8 protein-coding genes are annotated in these 17,339 nt (G+C 74.1%); all 8 read left to right on the top strand.

What is annotated here, in order from left to right:
- The first annotated feature begins 212 nt into the window (after window positions 1–212).
- From ABD333_RS06270 to ABD333_RS06235, 8 genes are read left to right on the top strand one after another with little or no spacing between them, the layout of a single operon-like run.
- Window positions 213–377, top strand: a complete 165-nt coding sequence (locus ABD333_RS06270; protein WP_344538491.1) for a lysine biosynthesis protein LysW — start codon at window positions 213–215, stop codon at window positions 375–377.
- Window positions 374–1,675: an MFS transporter gene (locus tag ABD333_RS06265; protein WP_344538490.1), complete on the top strand. Its 1,302-nt coding sequence runs from the start codon at window positions 374–376 to the stop codon at window positions 1,673–1,675. The genes ABD333_RS06270 and ABD333_RS06265 overlap by 4 nt, the downstream gene beginning before the upstream one ends.
- The gene (locus ABD333_RS06260; protein ID WP_344538488.1) at window positions 1,672–7,200 is read left to right on the top strand and encodes an amino acid adenylation domain-containing protein; all 5,529 of its coding nucleotides are present in this window, start codon (window positions 1,672–1,674) and stop codon (window positions 7,198–7,200) included. The genes ABD333_RS06265 and ABD333_RS06260 overlap by 4 nt, the downstream gene beginning before the upstream one ends.
- Window positions 7,197–10,493, top strand: a complete 3,297-nt coding sequence (locus tag ABD333_RS06255; protein ID WP_344538486.1) for a non-ribosomal peptide synthetase — start codon at window positions 7,197–7,199, stop codon at window positions 10,491–10,493. The genes ABD333_RS06260 and ABD333_RS06255 overlap by 4 nt, the downstream gene beginning before the upstream one ends.
- Window positions 10,490–14,446 (top strand): non-ribosomal peptide synthetase, encoded by a 3,957-nt coding sequence (locus tag ABD333_RS06250; RefSeq protein ID WP_344538485.1) that lies wholly within the window; start codon window positions 10,490–10,492, stop codon window positions 14,444–14,446. Before ABD333_RS06255 ends, ABD333_RS06250 begins: the two co-directional genes overlap by 4 nt.
- Window positions 14,443–15,294 carry a transketolase gene (locus ABD333_RS06245; RefSeq protein ID WP_344538484.1) on the top strand — a complete coding sequence of 284 codons (852 nt, stop codon included), beginning with the start codon at window positions 14,443–14,445 and terminating at the stop codon, window positions 15,292–15,294. The genes ABD333_RS06250 and ABD333_RS06245 overlap by 4 nt, the downstream gene beginning before the upstream one ends.
- Window positions 15,291–16,316, top strand: a complete 1,026-nt coding sequence (locus ABD333_RS06240) for a transketolase family protein (RefSeq protein WP_344538483.1) — start codon at window positions 15,291–15,293, stop codon at window positions 16,314–16,316. Before ABD333_RS06245 ends, ABD333_RS06240 begins: the two co-directional genes overlap by 4 nt.
- A complete protein-coding gene (locus ABD333_RS06235; RefSeq protein ID WP_344538482.1) occupies window positions 16,313–17,314 on the top strand; it encodes an aspartyl/asparaginyl beta-hydroxylase domain-containing protein in 1,002 nt (333 codons plus the stop codon). The genes ABD333_RS06240 and ABD333_RS06235 overlap by 4 nt, the downstream gene beginning before the upstream one ends.
- Window positions 17,315–17,339: the final 25 nt, after the last annotated feature.

Below are 17,339 nucleotides of genomic sequence, written 5' to 3'. Positions count from 1 at the left end.
TTAACGGAGGTTCCCGCTCACCCGGCAACGTGATCATTACGGCTCCGTCATCACGAGCATTACCCCGCCGTCCTCCCTGTGGACGCGCCCGTACTCCTCAAGGCCACGGCGACGTCAGCCCCGCTCGGATGTGGCGGGCGGCCTCCCCGGGCGAGGCTCTCCGGGACGGACGCCGCGGCGACGAGGCCGCGGGACGGCGACGAGGAGAGACCGTGATCAGCTGCCCTGAGTGCGACGGTTCGGTGACCCTGCCCGATGCTCCCCGGCTGAGCGAGATCGTGGAGTGCGGTGACTGCCGCAGTGAGCTGGAGATCGTGACCGTGGAGCCCGTGCTCGTGGCCCTCGCACCCGAGATCGAAGAGGACTGGGGCGAATGAGCCCGGGCGGCGCGAGCCTGTGGCGCAACGCCGACTACGTCAAGTTCTGGAGCGGCGAGACCATCTCCCAGTTCGGCAGCCAGGTCACGCTGCTCGCCCTGCCGCTGACCGCGGTGCTGACCCTGGACGCCTCCCCCTTCGAGATGGGCGTGCTCAACGCCGCCTCCTACCTTCCGTTCCTGGTGCTCACGCTGTTCGTCGGCGTGCTCATCGACCGGCGGCGGCGCAGGCCGCTGATGGTGGTGAGCTCGCTCGGCCGCGCGGCGGTGCTCGGCACCATCCCGCTGCTGCACGCCTTCGACCGCCTCGACATGACCTACCTGGTGGCCGCCGCGCTCGTGCTCGGCGCCCTGACCGTGCTGTTCGAGGTGACCTACCAGGCGTACCTGCCGTCGCTGGTGACCACGGACGAGCTGGTGGAGGGGAACGGCAAGCTGCAGCTGAGCGCCTCGGCGGCCCAGGTCGGCGGCCCGGCGCTCGGCGGCGCGCTGGTCGGCCTGCTCACGGCGCCGGTCACACTGGTGGTGGACGCGGTGTCGTTCCTGCTCTCCGCCGGAAGCCTGCTGGCGATCCGTACCAAGGAACGGCCTCCGGAGCGCGACGGCACCGGTCGGCGGCCGGTGATGCGCGACATCCGCGAGGGGCTGCGCTTCACGTTCGGCAACCGCTGGCTGCGCCCGTGCGTGCTGGAGGCCGGGACCTACAACATGTTCTGGCTCGTCATGGAGACGGCCTTCCTGCTGTACGCGACGCGCGAGCTGCACATGACCGCCGGTCAGATCGGGCTCGTGCTCGGCGGCGGCGCCGTGGGCGCGCTGCTCGGCTCGATGGCGGCGAGCCGCCTCTCCGGGCGGCTCGGCCTCGGCACCACCGTCAGCCTGTCCATGCTGGCCGGATGCGCGGCGCCGCTGATCGTGCCGTTCACGTTCGGTCCCGAGCCGGTGGTGTTCGCGCTGCTGGTCGTCTCGTTCTTCATCGGCGGCGCGGGCACGACGCTCGCCAACATCCATGTGGTCAGCCTGCGCCAGACCCTCACGCCGCCCGCGATGCTCGGCCGGATGAACGCCAGCTACCGGTTCGTGGCCTGGGGGACGGTGCCGGTCGGCTCGCTGCTCGGCGGTGTGCTCGGCGGCGCCATCGGCCTGCACCCCACGCTGTTCGTCGGCGCGGCGGGGACGTTCGCCGCCGCGCTCTGGATCGTCTTCTCCCCCATCAGGTCGCTGCGCGAGATGCCGCCGGCGCCGGGTGAGGAGGAGCAGGCCGACGAGGCCGAGCAGGCCGGGAAGGTACTGCGATGACCGACACGCCCCGCGGGGTGCCCCTGCCGAGAAGCCTGGTGCGGTGGCCGGGGGCCACGACCCGCCGCGCCCGCGTGATGTGCCGGCTGCCACCGGGGCCGGAAGGCGTCGCTCCCGTCACGTCGGTGCTCGCGGCGGTTGAGGTGCTGCTCGCGCGCTACTCTGCGGCCACCGACATCGTCCTCCGGGTCTCCCTCACCGACGCGCCCGCTCGCGCGCTCCGCTTCCGTTACGACCCTGAACGCGGCGTGCTCGACTCGTTCGCCTCGCTGGCCGAACGGCTCGACGCGGGCGAGCCCCCGGAGCCGCGCGGCACGGATACGCCCACCGTGGGCTTCGCGCTCGCGGGCGGTCCCGTGCCCGAGGCCGACCTGGTGCTGGTCTTCGACGAGCGCGAGCATACGGTCACGGCCGACCACCGGGCCGACCTCTTCATCGACGCCGAGGGCGCCGAGCGGCTCGTGTCGAGTCTCGGCACTCTCCTCGAAGCGATGGCGAAGGCCCCCGACGCAGTGGTGGGCGACCTGCCGATCCTCTCCGACGACGAGCTGCGCACGGCCCTCGGCCACGCCCGCGGCGCTCCGCGCGCCGAACGCCCGTTCGTCCCGGTGCACGAGCAGATCGCCCGGCACGCCGCCCGCGCCCCGGAGGCGATCGCGCTCGTGGCGGGCGGCACGACCGTCACGTACCGCGAGCTGGACGAACGGGCGAACCGGCTGGCACGCCGTCTGCTGGAGTCGGGCACCGGACGCGGAGACCTGGTCGCGCTGTTCACGACGCGTTCTCCCGAGATGGTGGTCGGGATGCTGGCCGCCCTCAAGGCCGGAGCCGCCTATCTGCCCATCGACCCGGACTATCCCCGGGCGCGCGTGGAGTTCGTTCTGGCCGACGCCTCGCCGTCGGTCGTTCTCACGCAGACCGCACTGAGGGACCGGCTTCCCGCGACCGAAACCGTCCGCGTCGAGCTCGACACCGCCGAGGCGCAGATCAGCCGCCTTCCGGCCACCCCGCCGCCCTCGCCCTCCGGCACCGATCCGGGCGACCGTGTCTACGTCATCTACACCTCGGGCTCGACCGGACGGCCCAAGGGCGTCGAGATCCCGGCCGCCGGGCTGGACAACCTCGTCCAGTGGCATCGCGACACCTACCGCCTCGCCCCCGGCGACCGGACGCCGCAGCTCGCCAGCGTGGCGTTCGACGCCTCGGTGTGGGAGATCTGGCCGACGCTCGCCTCGGGCGCCGCGCTGCATCTCGCCGACGAGGCGGCCACGGCGGACCCGACCGTGCTGATCCGCTGGCTCACCGAAGAGCGGATCACCGTGGCGTTCCTGCCGACGCCGCTCGCCGAGGTCGCCCTGGAGGAGGCGTGGCCCCGCGACTGCGCGCTCCGCGTTCTGCTGACCGGCGGCGACACCCTGCACCGGCGCCCGCCTCCCGGCCTGCCGTTCACACTGGTCAACCACTACGGGCCGACCGAGAACTCCGTCGTTTCGACCGCGATCGCCGTACCCGCCGCGACGGCGGACGACGAGCGCCCCGAGCCGCCGATCGGCCGGCCCATCGCGGGCACGTACGCCCACGTGCTGGACGAACGCCTGCGGCCGGTGCCCGTGGGCGTGCCCGGTGAGCTTCACGTCGGCGGTGCCGGGCTGGCTCTCGGCTATCTCAACCGGCCCGAGCTCACCCGGGAACGGTTCGTGCCCGACCCGTTCGGTCCCGGGCGCCTCTACCGGACCGGCGACCTGGCGGCCCGGCGGCCGGACGGCACCCTCAGTTTCCTCGGCCGCATCGACGACCAGGTGAAACTGCGCGGCCTGCGCATCGAACCGGGCGAGATCGAGGCGACCATGGGCGAGCACCCGGGCGTCGCCGAAGCCGCCGTCGCCCTGCGCGAGGACTCGCCCGGGCAGCGGCGCCTCGTCGGCTACGTCGTGCCGTCCGGCGGCGGCGGGCTCGACGACCTGCGCGGCCGGCTGGCGGACCGGCTGCCCGGCTACATGGTCCCGGCCGCGTTCGTCGTGCTGCCCGCGCTGCCGCTGACTCCGCACGGCAAGGTCGACCGCCGCGCGCTTCCCGCCCCCGGCATCGGGCTCGGGGAGTACGTCGAGCCGCGTCCCGGGATCGAGACCGAGCTGGCCGGGCTCTGGGCGGAGACGCTCGGCACCGCGCGGGTCGGCGCGCTCGACGACTTCTACTCGCTCGGCGGCGACTCGCTGTCGGCGACCCGTCTCACGGCGCGCCTGCGCAGGCGGTACGCGGCGAGGCTTCCGGCGTCCGCGATCCTCGCCGCACCGACGGTCCGTGAGCTGGCCCGCCTGGTCGAACGAGCGGAGCACACGGACGAACGGCCCATCGCGCCCGCGCCGCGCACCGGACACCTGCCCCTCGGCATCGCCCAACGGCAGCTGTGGCTGCTCGACCGGATCGACAGCACCGGCATCGCCTACAACGTGCCGTTCACGATCGACCTGTCCGGGCCGCTCGATCCGGAGGTGCTGCGCGCCGCGCTCGGCACGCTGGTGGCGCGGCACGAGGCGCTGCGCACCGGTTTCCCGGTGACCGGCGGCGAACCGGGACAGGCGATCGGTGATCCGCCGGGAGCTCTCCCGCTGCCGGTGCTGGACGAGGCGGAGCTCGGCGACGCCGACGCGTGGATCACGGCCGAGTCGCGCCGCCCGTTCGACCTCACGACCGGCCCGCCGCTGTGCGCGACGCTGCTGCGGCGCGGTCCCGAGGACCACCGGCTGCTGGTCGTGGTCCATCACGTCGTCTTCGACGGCTGGTCCCTCGGCGTCTTCTGCCGCGAGCTCGGCGAGATCTACGACGCGCGCGTGCGCGGAGCCGAGCCGGACCTGCCGGACCTGCCGGTGCAGCCCGCGGACGTCGCCGTCTGGGAACGCGGGCAGGTGACGCCGGAGAGCCTGGAACCCGGGCTGGAGTTCTGGACGAAGACGCTCGCCGGCGCACCTCAGACGCTCGACCTGCCCACCGACCGCACCGCCACCGCCAACCCCACGAACGCCGGGGCCCGCCGCGTCATCACGCTCGACGCGGAACGGGCCGCGCGGCTCGCGGCGTTCGCCCGCGCCCAGGGCACCACCACGTTCACCGCGCTGTTCGCCGCGTTCAACGTGCTGCTGTCGCGCTACACCGGCGCGGAGGACATCGTCGTCGGATGCCCGGTCGCCGGACGGACGCGGCCGGAGCTGGAGGGGCTGATCGGGTGCTTCATCAACCCGCTTCCGCTGCGCACCGACCTGTCCGGCGCACCGACGTTCCGCGAGCTGCTGGGCCGGGTGCGCGCGGCTCAGCAGGCGGCGCACGAGCACCAGGACGTCCCGTTCAGCGAGATCGTCACGGCGCTGCGCCCGGACCGACCGGCCGGGCGCGCCCCGGTCTACCAGGTCCTGTTCGCGTTCGAGGACGCCCACGACGCGGAGTTCGCGTTCGCCGGCGTGCGCGCCCGGGTGACCGAGGTCGACTTCGGGAGCACGCGCGACGGCGACCTCGGCATCTCGATCACCTCGGTCGGCGGCGGGCTGCGCGTGTGCGCCGAGTACCGGACCGAGCTGTTCGCCGAGAAGAGCGTCGACCGGCTGCTCGCCGGCTTCGCGACGCTGCTGTCCGGCGCGCTCGCCGAGCCCGACCGTCCGGTCGGCGAGCTGGCCGTCCTCGGCGACGAGGAGCGGCGGCGGCTGGTGCACGACTGGAACCGGACCGCGTCCCCGTTCCCGGACGACGTGGCGATCCACGAGCTCGTCGAGCGCCAGGTGGACGCGACCCCGGACGCGGCGGCGCTGGTGTTCGAGGACGAGGCCGAGCTGACCTACCGCGAGCTCGACGATCGCGCCAACCGGCTCGCCCATCACCTGCGCGCCCTCGGGATCGGCCCGGAGGACCGGGTCGGCGTGTGCCTCCGCCGCTCCCCCGAGATGGTCGTCGCCGTGCTGGCCGTGCTCAAGGCGGGCGGCGGTTACGTCCCGCTCGACCCGGCCAACCCGCCGGGCCGGCTCGCGTTCATCACCGAGGACGCCGGCCTTCGGCTCGTCCTCACCCAGCGGGAGCTGCGGCCGGCCCTCGCCGCCGCGGCCGTTCCCCTGATCGAGCTCGACGGCGACGCCGGCGGTGGTGAGATCGCGGGACGTCCGGCCACCCGGCCCGCGAGCGTGAACGCACCGCACGACCTCGCGTACGTCATCTACACCTCGGGGTCCACGGGCCGTCCCAAAGGCGTGATGATCGAGCACCGCTCGGTCTGCAACTTCGTCACGACCGTCCACGGGCTGTTCGCGATGGGGCCGCACGACAACGTGCTGCAGTTCGCCTCGCTCGGCTTCGACGTGTCGGTCTTCGAGATCTTCAGCGCGCTCACCTGCGGCGCCCGGCTCTGCCTGGCGCGGCAGGAGACGCTGCTGTCGGTCACGGACCTGACGGCGTTCATGCGGGAGAAGGAGATCACCGTCATGGACATGCCGCCGTCGGTGATGGCGCTGCTGCCCGGTGACGCCTTCCCGGCGCTGCGGATCGCGTTCGTGGGCGGCGAGGCGTTCTCCGGCGGCCTGGTCAACCGGTGGTCGGTGCCGGGGCGGCGGTTCTTCAACGGGTACGGGCCGACCGAGGGCACCGTCACCGTGATCGTCGAGGAGTGCTCGGGCAGCGGCTGGGACACCTCGCCTCCGATCGGCCGTCCCATGCCGAACATGCGGGCCCACGTGCTCGACGCCGAGGGGCGGCTCGTGCCGGTCGGCGTGCCGGGCGAGCTGTACATCGGCGGCGCCGGTCTCGCCCGCGGCTACCTCGGCCGCCCCGAGCTGACGGCCGAGCGGTTCGTCCGCGACCCGTTCCACGACGATCCGGCGGAACGGCTCTACCGCACCGGCGACCTGGTCCGGCGGCTGCCCGACGGGCGCCTGGACTTCCTCGGCCGGATCGACGACCAGGTGAAGCTGCGCGGCTTCCGCGTGGAGCTCGGCGAGGTCGAGTCCGTGCTGCGCGGGCATCCGGGCGTCATCGAGGCGGCCGTGGCGCTCTGGTCGGACAGCGCCGGTCAGCGGCGGCTCGCCGGCTACCTCGTGCCCGCCGACCCGGCCGCTGCGCCCGAGCCCGCCGCCCTGCGCGCCCACCTGGCCGAACGGCTCCCCGAATACATGGTGCCCGCCGCGTTCGTCGCGCTGGCCGAGTTCCCGCTGAACGCCAGCGGGAAGATCGACCGCCGGGCGCTGCCCGAGCCGGCCGCCGCGCACCTCGCCGTCACCGGCGAGCTCGTCGAACCGCGCAACCGCCGCGAGCGCACGCTCGCCGGGATCTGGTGCCGGCTGCTCGGCCTGGACCGGGTCGGCGTGCACGACGGCTTCTTCGCGCTGGGCGGCCACTCCCTGCTCGGCGTCCGCCTCGGCTGGGAGATCCAGCGGGAGTTCGGCGTCGACGTGCCGGTCCGCGCGGTCTTCGAGAACCCGACGATCGCCGGGCTGGCCGTCGTGGTCGAGGACGCGATGCTCGCCCTCCTAACGAAGGAAAGCAGATGACCGACGCACTCTCAGGCCCCGCCCGCCTGTCGCCGGACGAGCGGGAACGGCTCCTCGACTCGCTCCAGGACAGGGCGGCGGGCACCTCCGGCGGCCTGCGCGCCCGCCCGCGGACCGGTCCCGCGCCCGCCTCGTACGCCCAGCGCCGCCTCTGGTTCCTGGAGCGGCTCGACCCCGGCGGCTCGGCGTACAACGTCCCGGTCGCGCTGCGGTTGCGCGGACCGCTCGACGTGCGGGCGCTCGACCGCGCGCTTCAGGCCGTGGTGCGCCGCCACGAGGTCCTGCGCACCACGCTGCGGGAGGTCGACGGCGAGCCCGTGCAGGTCGTAGCGGCGGAATCGGCCGTACGGCTGGAACACGCCGCCCCCGAGGACCGGGCGGACGTGCCGGGCTGGATCTCCCGCGAGTCGTTCGCCCCGTTCGACCTGGCCGAGGGGCCGTTGCTGCGCTGCGTACTGCTCGCCGAGGCGGCCGACCGGCACGTGCTCCTGCTCGTCGCGCATCACGCGGTCATCGACGGCTGGTCGTACGGCGTGCTGCTCCAGGAACTGGACGAGCACTACCGCGCGTACGTGGCGGGACGCGAGCCTGAGGTGCCCGCTCTGCCCCTCCAGTACTCCGACTACGCCGAATGGCAGCGCTCGCGCCCGGCGGAAGAGCTGGAAGCGGACCTGTCCTACTGGCGGGACCACCTGGCGGGTGCGCCCTCGGTCCTGGACCTCCCGCACGACGGCGACGCGTCCGGCGGCGGCCCGTTCGCCGGGGCGCTGGTGTCCACCGAACTGGGTCCGGAGCTGACCGCCCGCGTGCGCGGGCTGGCCGCGTCCTCGAACGCCACGCCGTTCATGGTGCTCACGGCGGCGTTCGGTGCCCTGCTGGGCCGTCTCGCCGGGACCGAGGACGTGGTGGTGGGCGCGCCGGTCGCGGGACGGACGCGGCCCGAGCTGCAGTCGCTCGTCGGCTACTTCCTCAACACGGTGGCGCTGCGCGTCGACCTGTCCGGCGGGCCGGGCCTGCGGGCTCTGCTCGCACGGGTCCGTAGCGCCGCGATGGACGCGTTCGCGCACGGCGACGTGCCGTTCGAGCAGGTCGTCGAGGCCGTGCAGCCCGACCGCAGCACCACGCACACGCCGATCTACCAGGTGCTCATCAACCAGACCTCGACGGTGCCGCTCCCGTCCGGCCTCGGTGATCTGGAGGTGGAGACGCTCGACCTCGATGACCCGCCGTCGAAGTTGCCGTTCACCGTCTACGTGCGGGAGAACGAGGACGGCCTCGGCCTGGACGCCCTCTTCCAGACCGCGCGTTTCAGCGCAGAACGAGTCTCCGGGATGCTCGGCCAGCTCGTCCATCTCCTCGACCACTGCACCGCCGAGCCGGACGCGCCGATCGCGGCGTGCTCGCTGGTCACGCCCGCGACCTCGGCCGTGCTGCCCGACCCGGCGATGCCGCTCGCCCGCGACGCGCAGCCGCCGGTCACCGAGCTGATCGAGGAGTGGGTGCGGACGACCCCGGGCCACACGGCCGTGGAGTGCGGCGCCCTTTCCTGGAGTTACGCCGATTTCTGGGAACGTGTCCGCGCGCTCCGCGATCTCCTTCCCGGGGGTCGGGCGGTCGTCGCCGTCACCGGACGGCGCAGTCCCGGCCTCGTCGCCGCGATGGCCGCGGTGCTGACCGGCGGCGGCGTGCTGCTCACGCTCGACCCGCGCCTGCCGCGGCTGCGCAGGCAGCTGATGCTCACCGAGTCCGGAGCGTCCTGCCTGGTGATCGCCGGCGACGACGACCCGCAGGTCGGGACCGACGGCCTCACCGTGGTACGGGTCGGCCCGGAGACCGGCGCCGCGACCTCCGAGCAGTCCGGCGGCCCCGCCTCCACGGCCGGTGACCCGGAGGCCGCCTACCTGTTCTTCACCTCGGGCACGACCGGAACACCGAAGGCCGTGCTCGGCCGCCGCGACGGGCTGACGCACTTCCTGCGCTGGCAGCGCGACACGTTCGGCGTCGGCCCGGACGACCGCTGCGCCCATCTGACGGGATTGTCGTTCGACGTGGTGCTGCGCGACGTCCTGCTGCCGCTCACCAGCGGCGCGACGTTGTGCGTGCCCGAGGGCGGGGACGACCTGCCGCCCGCACGATGCCTCGCCTGGCTGGAGGAACGGCGCGTCACCGTCGTCCACACCGTGCCGGCCCTCGCCGACGCGTGGCTGGCCGAGCGGCAGGGCGAGAACGCGGCGCTGCGCGTGACGTTCTTCGCGGGCGAACCCCTCACCGGCGAGCTCGCCGGTGCCTGGCGCGCCGCGACCGGCGGCGGCACCGTGGTCAACCTGTACGGCCCCACGGAGACGACCCTCGCCAAGCTCGCCCACCTCGTCCCGGACGACTGCCACCCCGGCGTCCAGCCGGTCGGCACCCCGATCCCGGGCGGTCAGGCGCTCGTGCTCAACTCCGCCGGGGTCGCGTGCGGCGTCGGCGAGGTCGGTGAGATCGTGCTGCGCACGCCGTACCGGAGCCTGGGTTACGCCAACCAGCCGGAGTCGCCCGCCTGGCGGGTCAACCCGGCCACCGGAGACCCGGACGACCTGCTCTACGCCACCGGCGACCTCGGCCGGTTCCGCCCCGGCGGGCTGCTGGACATCCTCGGCCGCGCCGACCGCCAGGTGAAGATCCGCGGCGTCCGGATCGAACCCGACGAGGTGGCCGCCACCATCACCCGCCATCCGGTCATCGACCGGGCCGCCGTGACGGCCGCTCCGGACGCGGCGGGCACCCGACGGCTCGTCGCGTACCTGGTCGCCCCAGGCCGGACGCAGGCGACCGAGGCCCAGCTACGCGGCTACCTGGGTAAACGTCTCCCGGCTGAGCTGGTACCGGGCTCGTTCGTGTTCGTGGACGAGCTGCCGCTGACGGCCAACGGCAAGGTCGACTGGCGTGCGCTGCCTCCCCCGGAGGAGATCGACGGCCCCGTGGCGGCGGCGTACGTGGCGCCGCGCACCGAGACCGAGCGCACGGTCGCGTCGATCACGGCCGAGCTGCTGCGGCGCGACCGGGTGGGCGCGCACGACGACTTCTTCGTGCTCGGCGGGCATTCGCTGCTCGCGATGCGGCTCGTCGCCCGGCTCGCCGCCGCCTTCGGCGTCACGCCGCCGCTGCGCGCGATCTTCGAGGCGCCCACGGTCGAGGGGATCGCCGCGACCGTCACGGCGGCGGTCGCGGCGGCGGAGGCCGGTGAGGCCGTGCCGTCCGGCGATCCCGCCGGTCCCATCGGGCGGGCCGAGCGCGGGGGCGGCCGATGAGCAGCGTGGAGACGGGGGCGGTCACCCTGCCCGCCTCGTTCGCTCAGCGGCGGCTCTGGTTCCTCGACCGGCTGCGGCCGGGAAGCCCGGCCTACAACGTGCCGGTGGCCGTCCGGCTGCGCGGCGAGCTGGACGTGGCGGCGCTGCGGCGCGCGCTCACCGCGCTCGTCGCACGGCACGAGTCGCTGCGGACCACCTTCCGCGAGGTCGGCGGCGAACCGGTGCAGGTCATCGGCGAACCGTTCGAGGTGCCGCTGCCGGTGCGCGAGGTCGGCGGCGAGGACGAGGTGCGCGCGGCGGTCGCCGCCGACGCGACCACGGCGTTCGACCTGGAACGCGGGCCGCTGCTGCGCGCCGCACTGCTGCGCGCGCCGGACTCGCACGTGCTGCTGATCGCGGCGCACCACACGGTCATGGACGGCTGGTCGCTGGGCGTGCTGTTCCGTGACCTGAACGCGCTGTACGCGGGCGACGGCACCCTGCCCGGCCTGCCGATCCAGTACGGCGACTTCGCGGCCTGGCAGCGCGAGCACCTCGGCCCCGAGTCGCTGGCCGCCGACGTCGCCTACTGGCGCGAGGAGCTCGCGGGCGCGCCCGAGCTGCTCGACCTGCCGACCGAGTTCCCGCGCGCCCGGCGCTCGTCCGGTGCCGGGGCGATCGTCACGCGGCGGCTGCCGGCCACGCTCGCCGACGATCTGGAGGAGCTGTCGGCCCTGGAGGGCGCGACGCTCTACATGACGATGCTGGCCGCGTTCCAGGTGCTCGTGGGCCGGTACGCGGGCACGACTGACGTGGTCGTCGGCAGCCCGATCGCGGGGCGGTCGCGGCCCGAACTGGAGCCGCTCATCGGCTGCTTCATCAACACGCTGCCGCAGCGCGCCGACCTGTCGGGGGCTCCGGCGTTCCGCGAGCTGCTGGCCCAGGTCCGGGCGCGGACGCTCGGCGCGTACGAGCACCAGCGGCTGTCGTTCGAGCACATCGTGGCGGCGGTGCGGCCCGGCCGGACGGCTGCGGAGACACCGATCTTCCAGGTCATGTTCACCGTCGACAACACGCCGTCGCCGATCCCGCGCGGGCCGCTGCGGATCGAGCCGCTGGAGCCGTACCGCGGCGAGGTCAAGTACGACCTGAACGTCTCGGTCACGCGCGACGGCGAGGAACTGGAGATCGCCGTCGAGTACCGGGCGGATCTCTTCGGCCCCGGCTGGATCGACCGCTTCCTCGGGCACTACCGCACGCTGCTGACGGCGGCGGCGCTGGACCCGGGCAGGCCCGTCGACGAGCTGCCGCTGCTGCCTCCCGGCGAGCGCCGCACGCTGCTGGAGGAGTGGAACGACACGGCCGCCGAGTTCCCGGACGACGTCCGCGTCCACGAACTGGTCAGACGCCAGGTCGCGGCCACACCGGCGGCGACGGCGCTCGTGCACGGCGACCGGCGGCTCACCTACGCGGAGCTGTACGACCGCGTCGGCCAGGTCGCGGGGCTGCTGCGCGAGCACGGCGCCGGGCCTGGAACGCGCGTCGGGCTGTGCCTGGAACGTTCGGTCGAGCTGGTGGCCGGGCTGCTGGGCGTCCTGGAGGCCGGAGCGGCCTACGTGCCGCTCGACCTCGAATACCCGGCCGAACGGCTGTCGTTCATGCTCACCGACGCCGCCGTGGACATCGTGCTGACCCACGGCCCGGCCCGCGCGAGCGTGCCGTCGGACGCCTCGATCGTGCTCGACCTCGACACCGTCCGCGCCGGGGTGGCCTCGGCGGTTCCGGCGGCTCGTGAGGCGCGTCCCACCGACGCCGCGTACGTCATCTACACCTCCGGATCGACCGGCAAGCCGAAGGGCGTGGTCAACAACCACCGGGCCCTCGTCAACCGGCTGGTCTGGATGCAGCGGACGTTCGGGCTCGACGCCACGGACGCCGTCCTGCAGAAGACGCCCTGCAGCTTCGACGTCTCGGTCTGGGAGTTCCTGTGGCCGCTGATGACCGGCGCCCGGCTCGTGCTCGCCGAACCCGGAGGCCATCGCGATCCGGCCCACCTGGCCGGGCTGATCCGCGCGGAGCGGGTGACCACCCTGCACTTCGTGCCCTCCATGCTCCAAGTCTTCCTGGAGGCGGCCGACCTCGCGGCCTGCCGGGGGCTGCGCCGCGTCATCTGCAGCGGTGAGGCGCTCCCGGCCGAACTGGCCCGGCGGTTCTACGAGACCGGCACCACGAGCTCGCTCCACAACCTCTACGGACCGACCGAGGCCGCGATCGACGTGAGCCACTGGCCGTGCGACCCCGGCGACCGGGGCGCGACCGTGCCGATCGGCCGCCCGATCGACAACACCCGGCTGTACGTGCTGGACCACCACCGCGAGCCCGTGCCGATCGGGGTGGCGGGCGAGCTGTACATCGGCGGCGTGCAGGTCGCCGACGGGTACGTGAACCGGCCCGAGCTCACCGCGGAACGCTTCGTGCCCGACCCGTTCGCCGGTCCGGACGCGCCGTGGGGCCGCACCCTCTACCGCACCGGTGACCTGGCGCGGTGGCGGCCGGACGGGGCGATCGAGTTCCTGGGGCGGCTCGACCACCAGATCAAGCTGCGCGGTTTCCGCATCGAGCTCGGTGAGATCGAGGCGGCGATCCGGGACCAGGAGGAGGTGCGGGACGTGGTCGTGGTCGCGCGCGGCGAGCGGCTCGTCGGCTACGTGGTCGGGGAGCAGGAGCGGCTGCCCGCCGCCGAGCTGCGCGAGCGCCTCGCGCGCCGGCTTCCCGAGTACATGGTGCCCGCCCTCTTCGTCTGGCTCGACCGCATCCCGCTGTCGGCCAACGGCAAGGCCGACCGTTCGGCGCTCCCCGAACCCGCCGGAGCGGCCGTGCGCGACGCGGGCTCGGTCGCGGCCCGGGACGGACTGGAGCTGGAGCTGGTCGTGCTCTGGGAGGAACTGCTCGGCGGCGGCCCGATCGGGGTCACCGACGACTTCTTCTCGCTGGGCGGAGACTCGCTGCTGGTGATCCGCATGCTGGGCAGGATCGCGGCCCGGCACGGCCGGGAGCTGCCGGTCTCGATCATGTTCTCCGGTGGCGCCACGATCGAGCGGCTCGCGGGTGAGCTGCGGGCCGCGCGCACGGCCACGGCACCGCGGGTCTGGTCTCCCATCGTGCCGATCCGCGCGACCGGCACGCGGCCACCGGTGTTCTGCCTGCCGCCCGCGGTCGGCAACGTGCTGAGCTACGTCGATCTGGCCCGCCACCTGCCCGGCGACCTTCCGGTGTACGGGTTGCAGGCGGCCGGACTCGACCCGGGACAGCAGGCCATCACCGACTTGGACGAGGCCGTCACCCGGTACGTCGCGGCGATCCGTGACGTGCAGGCGCACGGCCCGTACCGACTCGCCGGATACTGCCTGGGCAGCGTGAGCGCGTTCGCCGTGGCGCAGCGCCTGCGGGCCGAGGGCGAACGGATCGGATCGCTGACCGTGCTCGACGGGGGCCCGCCGAACCTGGACAACGGGTTCGAGGAGGCCGGCGCGGCCGACATCGCCGCCTGGTTCGCCTGGGAGCTCGGCCGTTCGGCCGGACGCACGCTGGAGATCGATCCGGCCGGCCTGCGCGACCACGAGGGCGCCGAACTCGGCCGGGCCGTGCTCGCGGCGGCCGTCGCCGCCGACGTCCTGCCGCCCGACACCGCCGAGGGGCAGATCGAGCGCCTGCTCGCCACGTTCGACGCCGGGGTGCGGGCCGTCCGCGCCCACTCGCTGACCCCGTTCGCGGGCCCGATCGTCGCGTTCCGCGCGTGTGAGGAGCCGCTGGAGACCGGGCCGCTGCCGCGGTGGGAGCCGTTGGCGGGTGGCGGCCTGGTGATCCGGGACGTGCCGGGCGACCACTACTCGATGATGCGCCCGCCGCATGTGGCGGTGCTCGCCGCCGAGCTCGACCGCGTGCTGGCCGAGAACGAGGAGACCGAACAGTGACCACCGACATTGCGACCACCGGGCTTGTCGAGCTCGCGGCGAGCGCGCACCGCATCCGCCGCCGCATCATCGACATGGCCGCGAACCCGGAGGGCGCGCACATCGGCGGGGCGCTGTCGTCGGCCGACATCCTGGCCGTCCTCTACCGTGCCGTGCTGCGGGTACGCCCCGAGGAACCACGCTGGCCCGGCCGCGATCACTTCGTGCTCAGCAAAGGACACGCGGCGGCGGGCCTGTACGCGGCCCTGGCCGAACGGGGCTTCATCGCCGAAGCCGAGCTCGCCACCTACGCGCGGGCGGGAGGGCGCCTCGGCGGCCATCCCACCCGCGCCGTGCCGGGAGTGGAGTTCCCCACCGGATCGCTGGGCCACGGCCTGTCCCTGGGCGTGGGCCTCGCGCTCGCCGCCCGGCGCGACGGACGCGCCAACCGGGTGTTCGTGCTGCTCGGCGACGGCGAGCTCCAGGAGGGCAGCGTGTGGGAGGCGGCCGGCTCCGCCGCGTTCCTCGGCCTGGACAACCTGGTCGCGATCGTCGACCGCAACCGGCTCCAGATCAACGGAGGCACCGACGCCCGCTCCGGCACCGCGCCGCTCGCCGACCGCTGGGCGGCGTTCGGCTGGCGGGTCGCGGAGGTGGACGGCCACGACCTCGGCGCGCTGCGCACCGCGCTCACCGAAGGCCCCGCCGAGGGCCGGCCCAAGGTCGTTCTCGCCGAGACCGTGAAAGGCCGGGGCGTGGCGTTCCTGGAGAACCGCGACAAGAGCCACTACTGCGTGCTCACCCCGAGGCTCCACCGGCGGGCGCTCGCCGAACTCGGCGACGGCCCGGGACAGGGAGGCGTCCGATGACGGCCGACACCGCCGAACGCGCGGAACGGGACGAGGAGCAGCAGGCGCGGCGGGGCGCCGGCACGAGGGAGGCCTTCCGCCGCGCCCTCACCGAGCTCGCCGGGCGCGACCCGCGCGTCTGGTGCTGCGACTCCGACATGGGCGGGCTGGCCGGCGGGTTCGCCCGCAGCCACCCGGGCCAGTACGTGGACCTGGGCATCGCCGAGGCGAACCTGATGAGCGTGGCGGCGGCGCTCGCGGCGAGCGGCAAGATCCCGTTCGTCAACACCATGGCCTCGTTCGCCGCGCTGCGGGCCGGCGAGCAGGTCAAGGTGGACATCGCCTACAACGACCTGCCGGTGCACATCGCGGCCAGCCACTCGGGGCTGTCGGGCGGGCACTTCGGCGCGACGCACCAGGCGCTCGAAGACCTCGCCGTGATGCGCGCGCTGCCGAACATGACCGTCGTCGTCCCCGCCGACGCCGCCGCCGCCGAGCAGGCCGTCGCGGCCGTCGCGGCGCTGCCGGGGCCGAGCTACCTGCGGCTGGGGCGCAAGCCCACCCCGCCGGTGCACGAGCCCGGGGCGCGCTTCGTCCTCGGGCGCGCGGCGCGGCTGCGCGCGGGCGACGACGTCGCGCTGCTGGCCTGCGGCCCGCATCCGCTGATGGCCGCGCTCGCCGCGCACGACCGGCTGGCCGCCGCCGGCATCGGCGCCCGCGTCCTGGACATGGCGACGATCAAGCCGCTCGACCTGGAGGCGGTCGTCGCGGCCGCCGCACAGACCCGCGGGCTCGTCACCGTCGAGGAGCACAACGTCATCGGCGGCCTGGGCGGCGCGGTCGCCGAGGCGCTCGCCGAGCTGTCCCCCGCGCCGCTGCGGCGCGTCGGCATTCGTGATCGTTTCTGCGAGCACGTCGGCGGCCACGAGGACCTGCTGCGCGTGTACGGCGTCACCGCCGACGCCGTGACGCGGGCCGCGACGGCGCTCTGCGGCGCCCCGGCGGCCCCACCCACCACAGCCAAGGAGATGATCTTTCCATGATCTCGGCACGGCTCGGCCGTGACTACGATCCGGCCCTGCTCCAGCGCGACCTCGAAAGCCTGCGCTCCCTTCCTCAGGCGCCCCAGCCCGGCCCGTACCACGACGGTGACTGGACGGGCCTGACCCTGTACGAGCAGGGCGGCGACAGGCCGGGCACGCAGCATCCTCACCTGTACCACCACGCGCCGGCACCGGCACTGGAGCACGCGCCCTACCTCCGGGCGATCCTCGCCGAGCTGGACTGCCCGAAGCTGCTCGTCCGGCTGCTGACGCTTCCGGCGGGGTCCGACATCGGCGAGCACAACGACGCGGGGTCCAACTTCCTGTTCGGCTCGCTCCGGCTGCACGTGCCGATCGTCACCCACGACGACGTCGTGATGGTCATCGACGGAGAGCGCATGCGCTGGCGTCCCGGCGAGCTGTGGTGGGGCGACTTCGCGCGCCCGCACTGGCTGCGCAACGACAGCGACATCACCCGCGTGCACCTGGTGATCGACGTGCAGGTGAACGACTTCGTGCTGGGACTCTTTCCATCCGATTTCGTGGCGGCCAGGCGCGGCGACGGGATCTCGGCCTTCCGCCCGCCGCTGCCGGTGTCCGAGCGCACGGCCGAGGCGCTGGCCCCGTTCCGGTGCGCGTTCTCGATGCCCGCCCAGCTGATGCCGCTGTTCGGCAAGGGCGGCGGGCTCGCCGGCCTCGCCCGCGACGCGCACGCCGAGTGCCGCCCGGAGGAGGGCCGGCTCGTGGTCACGCTGGACGGGGAGCCCGCGTTCGCCATGGAACGGGTCGCCGCACGGACGTTCTCGATCGTCGGCCAGCCGCCCGGGATCTTCGTCGAGTTCGACGCCGCCGGGCGTCCCGGGTCGGCCGAGGTCGTCGTGCGGGGCGTGCCCGAGGATCTGTACGCCGCCCAGCTCGGCTTCCAGCAGGGGCCGGTCGTCCCGGAGCAGCGTTTCGCGCTCGGCCTGCGCCCGACGGCCGATACCGTCGGGCCGTAGACGCAGGGCCGGTGACCTCCCGTCA

Source organism: Actinomadura fulvescens, from assembly GCF_039533225.1.
GTDB classification, from domain to species: Bacteria; Actinomycetota; Actinomycetes; order Streptosporangiales; family Streptosporangiaceae; genus Spirillospora; species Spirillospora fulvescens.
Note: the sequence above shows the minus strand (reverse complement) of the source record. Positions and strands in the feature narration are given on the sequence as shown.